Source organism: Amycolatopsis sp. SID8362 (assembly GCF_010550475.1).
Classification (GTDB): Bacteria; Actinomycetota; Actinomycetes; order Mycobacteriales; family Pseudonocardiaceae; genus Amycolatopsis; species Amycolatopsis eburnea.
Genome location: NZ_JAAGNB010000311.1, coordinates 1 through 6,032, shown reverse-complemented (window position 1 = coordinate 6,032; position 6,032 = coordinate 1). Strand labels below are relative to the sequence as shown.

5 protein-coding genes are annotated in these 6,032 nt (G+C 71.5%); 4 read left to right on the top strand and 1 reads right to left on the bottom strand.

Translation table 11 applies throughout. From position 1 onward, the window contains the following. Positions 1 to 727, bottom strand: a 727-nt coding sequence (locus tag G3I65_RS10540) for an aldo/keto reductase (RefSeq protein WP_163046668.1), incomplete at its 3' end; no start/stop codon positions are given. An 86-nt stretch (positions 728 to 813) separates the two neighbouring features. On the opposite strand from G3I65_RS10540, the gene G3I65_RS10535 reads away from it, so the two are divergent. From G3I65_RS10535 to G3I65_RS10520, 4 genes are all read left to right on the top strand, one after another. Beyond that, positions 814 to 1,851, top strand: a complete 1,038-nt coding sequence (locus tag G3I65_RS10535; RefSeq protein ID WP_160695931.1) for an LLM class F420-dependent oxidoreductase — start codon at positions 814 to 816, stop codon at positions 1,849 to 1,851. A 1-nt stretch (position 1,852) separates the two neighbouring features. Further along, on the top strand, positions 1,853 to 2,695 hold the full coding sequence (locus tag G3I65_RS10530; protein WP_160695930.1) for an undecaprenyl-diphosphate phosphatase: 843 nt from the start codon (positions 1,853 to 1,855) through the stop codon (positions 2,693 to 2,695). A 443-nt stretch (positions 2,696 to 3,138) separates the two neighbouring features. Further along, on the top strand, positions 3,139 to 3,846 hold the full coding sequence (locus G3I65_RS10525; protein ID WP_160695929.1) for a histidine phosphatase family protein: 708 nt from the start codon (positions 3,139 to 3,141) through the stop codon (positions 3,844 to 3,846). 94 nt (positions 3,847 to 3,940) lie between these two features. Next, on the top strand, positions 3,941 to 5,995 hold the full coding sequence (locus tag G3I65_RS10520; protein ID WP_160695932.1) for a M3 family metallopeptidase: 2,055 nt from the start codon (positions 3,941 to 3,943) through the stop codon (positions 5,993 to 5,995). Positions 5,996 to 6,032: the final 37 nt, after the last annotated feature.

Genomic DNA, 6,032 nt, shown 5'->3' with positions numbered 1-6,032 from the left:
CGGCGCGGTCGGTGCGGTGGTGTTCGACGTAGCCGGCGTACGCGCTGTTGGCGCCGCGCGAGTCGGCGGGCGTGCCGGTGCGGTACTTGCCGGTCAGCACGCCGCGGCCGAGCGGCGCCCAGGGCAGCAGCCCGATGCCGTGGTGCTCGGCGGCGGGGACGACTTCGCGGTCGACGCCGCGTTCGAGCAGCGAGTACTCGACCTGGGTGGAGACGATCGGGGCGGTCGCCGCGGCACCGGCGGCGGCCGTCGCCAGCTGCCAGCCCGCGTAGTTCGAGACGCCGACGTAGCGGACCTTCCCGCTGGTCACGGCGTACTCGAGGGCGGAGAGGGTCTCGGCGAGGGGCACGCAGCTGTCCCAGGCGTGCAGCTGCCACAGGTCGATGTGGTCGGTGCCGAGGCGCCGCAGTGAGCCGTCGAGCGCGCCGAGCAGGGCACCGCGGGAGGCGCCGCCGCCGAACGGGCCGTCGGTGCGCTTGGCGACCGCCTTCGTCGCGAGGACGACGTCTTCCCGGGGGACGAGGTCGCCGAGCAGCGAGCCGAGCACCCGCTCGCTCTCGCCTTCGCCGTAGATGTCGGCCGTGTCCACCAGGGTGCCGCCGGCGTCGACGAAGGCGACCAGCTGGCTGGCGGCCTCCTCCGCGTCGGTGTCGCCACCCCAGGTCATGGTGCCGAGCGCCATCCGCGAGACGCGCAGTCCCGAGCGGCCGAGCAGTCGCTTTTCCACGACCGCCGAGCCTAGTGGGCGGGCCCCGGCGAACCTGACCAAGGTGAGTCGTGTCGCGGCCGAGGGCCCCGTTAGGGTTCGGCTCCGTGCGACTCGGACTCAATCTCGGCTACTGGGGAGCGGGGAACGACCCCGCGAACCTGGCACTGGCCAAACGGGCGGAAGACCTCGGTTACGCCGTGGTCTGGGCCGCGGAGGCCTACGGCTCGGACGCGGTGACGGTGCTCACGTGGCTCGCGGCGAAGACCTCGCGGATCGACGTCGGTGCCGCCGTCCTGCAGATCCCGGCCCGGACGCCGGCGGCGACCGCGATGACCGCGGCGACGCTGGACACGCTCTCGGGCGGCCGGTTCCGGCTCGGGCTGGGCGTGTCGGGTCCGCAGGTGTCGGAGGGCTGGCACGGCGTGCGGTTCACCTCGCCGGTGGAGCGCACCCGGGAGTACGCCGCGATCGTGCGGTCGGCGCTGCGCCGCGAGCGCGTCCGGTTCGAGGGGGAGCACTTCACGCTGCCGCTGCCGGACGGCCCCGGCAAGGCGCTGCGGCTGACCGTCCGCCCGGCGCGCAAGGACCTCCCGCTCTACCTGGCCGCGATCGGCCCGAAGAACCTGGAGCTGACCGGCGAGATCGCCGACGGCTGGCTCCCGGTGTTCTTCGCGCCGTCGCACGCGGGGGAGCAGCTGGCGCGGATCCGGGCCGGTGCCGAGCGGGCCGGGCGCACGCTGGAGGGCTTCGACGTCGCGCCGAACGTGCCGCTGGTTCCCGGGGCCGACTGGCGGGAGTGCGCGGACGCCGTCCGCGCCTATGCGGCCCTGTACCTGGGCGGGATGGGGAGCAGGGAGAAGAACTTCTACAACCGGCTGGCGTGCCGGATGGGCTTCGCGGCCGAAGCCGCGGAGGTGCAGGAGCTGTACCTGGACGGCGACCGGGCCGGGGCGATGGCGGCGGTGCCGCTGGAGTTCCTCGACGCGACGTCGCTGCTGGGACCGAAGGAACGGATCGCGGAGAAGATGACCGAATTCGCCGAAGCCGGCGTGACGACCCTGTCGGTGTCGCCGTTCACCCCGGAGCCGGCCGGTGCGCTGGCCACCGCCGTCGAGGCGCTCGAGCTGGCGGGGGTGGCGTGACGTGGGCTGGTTCGAAGCACTGGTGCTGGGCCTGGTCCAGGGCCTGACCGAGTTCCTGCCGATCTCGTCGAGCGCGCACCTGCGCATCGTCGCGGCACTGGCCGGCTGGGACGACCCGGGCGCGGCGTTCACCGCGGTGACCCAGATCGGGACCGAGCTGGCGGTGATCCTCTACTTCGGCCCGAAGATCGGGAAGATCCTGCGTGCGTGGTTCTTCTCGCTGTACAAGGCCGAGTGGCGCCGCGACCCGGACGCCCGCCTGGGCTGGCTGATCATCGTCGGCTCGCTGCCGATCGTGGTGCTGGGGCTGCTGCTGCAGGACCAGATCGACAGCGCGTTCCGCGACCTGCGGATCACCGCGTCGGTGCTGATCGTGTTCGGCCTGATCCTGCTGCTCGCCGACCGGATCGGGAAGCAGGAGCGCACGCTCGACCACCTGACGGTCCCGCACGGCCTCGGCTTCGGCTTCGCGCAGGCACTCGCCCTGATCCCCGGCGTGTCGCGGTCGGGCGGCACGACGAGCGCGGGGCTCCTGCTGGGCTACACCCGCGCGGAGGCGGCGGAGTACTCGTTCCTGCTTGCGCTGCCCGCGGTGTTCGGGTCGGGCGTGTACAAGCTCAAGGACATCGGCTCGGGCGAGGTGCCTGCCCAGTGGGGTCCGACGATCCTGGCGACGCTGGTGGCGTTCGGCGTCGGGTACGTGGTGATCGCGTGGCTGATGGCCTACATCAAGAAGCGCAGCTTCGTGCCGTTCGTGGTGTACCGCCTGGTGCTGGGCGTGCTGCTGTTCGTGCTGATCTTCACCGGCGCGCTGGACCCGAACGCGGGCCCGGTCGGCCACTGAGCCGCGGCTCGATGTAGTGAATGACTCATTCATGTCGTCGGACGACATGAATGAGTCATTCACTACGCCCGGGGTCAGGGCCCCGGCAAAGTCGTCGGGGGCCGACCGCCCTCGGTCCGAACCGACCGGCGCCGGGTGGCCCTGCGGTGTCTTGAATGAGTCATTCAGGACCTCCGAAGACCTGAATGACTCATTCAAGACGTCGGCGAAGGCGGCGCCGGGCAAACCGCCGCGACTTTGCCGGGGCCCTGGGCCCGAAACGCCATGAAAGGGTCGTTCACCTCATCAGACGACATGAACGACCCTTTCACGACATCCCCGCGACGCCGGGCAGACCACGCGGCCGGCCTGCTACGGGTCACCCGCTCGGCGGCGCGACTTTGCCGGGACCCTGACGCCCGGGGTCAGGACCGCGTGATCGGTCCCCACGTAGGGTGGTGCCCGTGAGTACGGTGATCCTCCTCCGGCACGGCAAGTCGACGGCCAACGGTTCCGGCATCCTCGCCGGGCGCTCGCCGAAGGTGAACCTCGACGACACCGGCCGCGCGCAGGCGGAGAAGCTCGTCGAGCGGCTCGACGGCGTCCCGCTCTCGGGGCTCGTCGTGTCGCCCATGCTGCGGTGCAAGCAGACGGTCGGCCCGCTGGCGGCGGCTCGCGGCCTCGAGAAGACCGTCGAGCCCGGGTTGTCCGAAGTGGACTACGGCGACTGGACCGGCAAGGAACTCAAGCACCTGGCGAAAGAACCGCTCTGGCGGGTCGTGCAGGCGCACGCCTCCGCCGCGGTCTTCCCCGGCGGCGAGGGACTCGCGCAGATGCAGGCGCGGTCGGTGGCCGCCGTCCGGGCGCACGACCGGCGGATCGCCGCCGAGCACGGCGACCACGCCGTGTGGCTGCTGTGCAGTCACGGTGACGTGATCAAGTCCATCCTCGCCGACGCGCTCGGGCAGCACCTCGACGCCTTCCAGCGGATCGTCGTCGACCCGGCGTCCATCTCGGTCGTGCGGTACACCGAGACGCGGCCGTTCGTCATGCGCGTCAACGACCACGGCGGCGACCTGCGCGGCATCGTGCCGCCGGAGCCGAAGCCGAAACGGGGCAAAAAGGCCGCGCCGAGCAGCGACGCCGTCGTCGGTGGTAGCACCGGGCGGTGAGCTTGGCCACCTCCGGAAAGCGCTGACATCGATGGCGGGGGAACCCGTAGGGTGGCGAGACCGAGTGTTCGACCCCGACCAGGAGCCTGCGCCGATGATTTCGCCGGACAACCCGTTCGCCGCACCCAGCGAGCTGCCCTACGCCCTGCCGCCCTTCGACCGGATCGCCGACGAGCACTACCGGCCCGCGTTCGAGGCGGGGCTGGCCGAGCACGCGGCGGAGATCGAGCAGATCGCGGCCCAGGACGCCGAGCCGACGTTCGACAACACCATCGTGGCGCTCGAGCGCGCCGGCGAACTGCTGAGCCGCGTGGCCAGCGTGTTCTACAACCTGTCCGGGTCCAACAGCACCGACGAGATCCAGGCCATCCAGGCGGAGTTCGCGCCCAAGCTGGCCGCCCACCACGACGCGATCCACCTGAACCCGAAGCTGTTCGCCCGCATCGACGCCCTCCACGCCAAGCGCGGCGAGCTCGGCCTCGACGAGGAGTCGTTGCGGCTGCTGGAACGGCGGCACCTCGACTTCAGCCGCGCGGGTGCCGGGCTGGGCGAGGCCGAGCAGGCCCGCCTGCGCGAGCTGAACGGGCAGCTGTCCACCCTGCAGACGAAGTTCCAGCAGAACCTCTTGAAGGACACCAACGAGCTCGCCGTCGTCATCGAGGACCGGGCCGAGCTGGCCGGGTTCGGCGAGGGCGCGATCGCCACCGCGGCCGAAGCCGCGGCCGCCCGCGGCGAGGACGGCAAGTACGTCATCCCGCTGACCCTGCCGACGAGCCAGGCGTCGCCGCTGGAGACCCTGCGCGACCGCGAAGTCCGGGCGCGGATCCACGCCGCGTCGATGGCGCGTGGCAACGGCGGCAACGACTTCGACAACAACGGGGTCGTCGCCGAGATCGTCCGCCTGCGCGCCGAGCGCGCCGCGCTGCTGGGCTACCCGAACCACGCGGCGTACGTCATCGCCGACGAGACGGCCAAGACGGCGGAAGCCGCGGCCGGGCTGCTCGAACGGCTGGCGCCGGCGGCGGTCGCGAACGCCCGCGCCGAAGCCGCGGAACTGCAGGAGCTGCTGGAAGCCGACGTACCGGGCGCGAAGCTGCGGCCGTCGGACTGGCCGTTCTACGCGGCCCAGGTCCGCCGCGAGCGCTTCGACGTCGACACCGAGGCGCTGCGGCCGTACTTCGAGGCCGACCGCGTCTACCTCGACGGTGTCTTCTTCGCCGCGAGCAAGCTCTACGGCCTCACCATCACCGAGCGGCACGACCTCCCGAAGTACCACCCGGAGGTCCGGACGTTCGAGGTCTTCGACGCCGACGGCACCCCGCTCGGCCTGTACCTGCTCGACCTCTACGCCCGCGACGCCAAGCGCGGCGGCGCCTGGATGAACACCTTCGTCGACCAGTCCCAGCTGCTGGACCGCAAGACGGTCGTGGTGAACGTCCTCAACGTCGGCAAGCCGCCGGCGGGGGAGCCGACGCTGCTGACCTTCGACGAGGTCGTGACGGCGTTCCACGAGTTCGGCCACGCCCTGCACGCGCTGGTCTCCTCGGTCCGCTACCCGACGTTCTCCGGCACCAACGTGCCGCGCGACTTCGTCGAATACCCGTCCCAGGTCAACGAGATGTGGATGCTGTGGCCGGAGGTGCTGGCCCACTACGCCAAGCACCACGAGACGGGCGAGGCGCTGCCGCAGGAGCAGGTCGACAAGCTCCTCGCCGCCCAGCAGTACGGCGAAGGCTTCGCCACCACCGAGTACCTCGCGGCGTCCCTGCTCGACCAGGCCTGGCACGGCCTCGGCGTCGACGACCGGGTGGGGGAGGTCCAGCGCTTCGAAGCCGAGGCGCTGGTGAAGGCGGGCGTGGCCGTCGAGGCGATCCCGCCGCGCTACCGCACGACGTACTTCGCGCACATCTTCAGCGGCGGCTACAGCGCCGGGTACTACTCCTACATCTGGAGCGAAGTCCTCGACGCCGACACCGTCCAGTGGTTCCGGGAGAGCGGGGGACTGACCCGCGAGAACGGCGACCACTTCCGCCGCACCCTGCTGGGCCGGGGTGGGAGCGTCGACCCGATGGACGCCTTCCGCGCGTTCCGCGGCCGCGACCCGGAGATCGAGCCGCTGCTGGCCCGTCGCGGGCTCAACGGAGTCTGAGTCTTCAACTGTATAACGACCTATACGGCGGGGGCTG

Coding starts and splice junctions, on each gene's coding strand:
- G3I65_RS10520 (WP_160695932.1), top strand. CDS start 3,941: ATGATTTCGCCGGACAACCCGTTCGCCGCACCCAGCGAGCTGCCCTAC.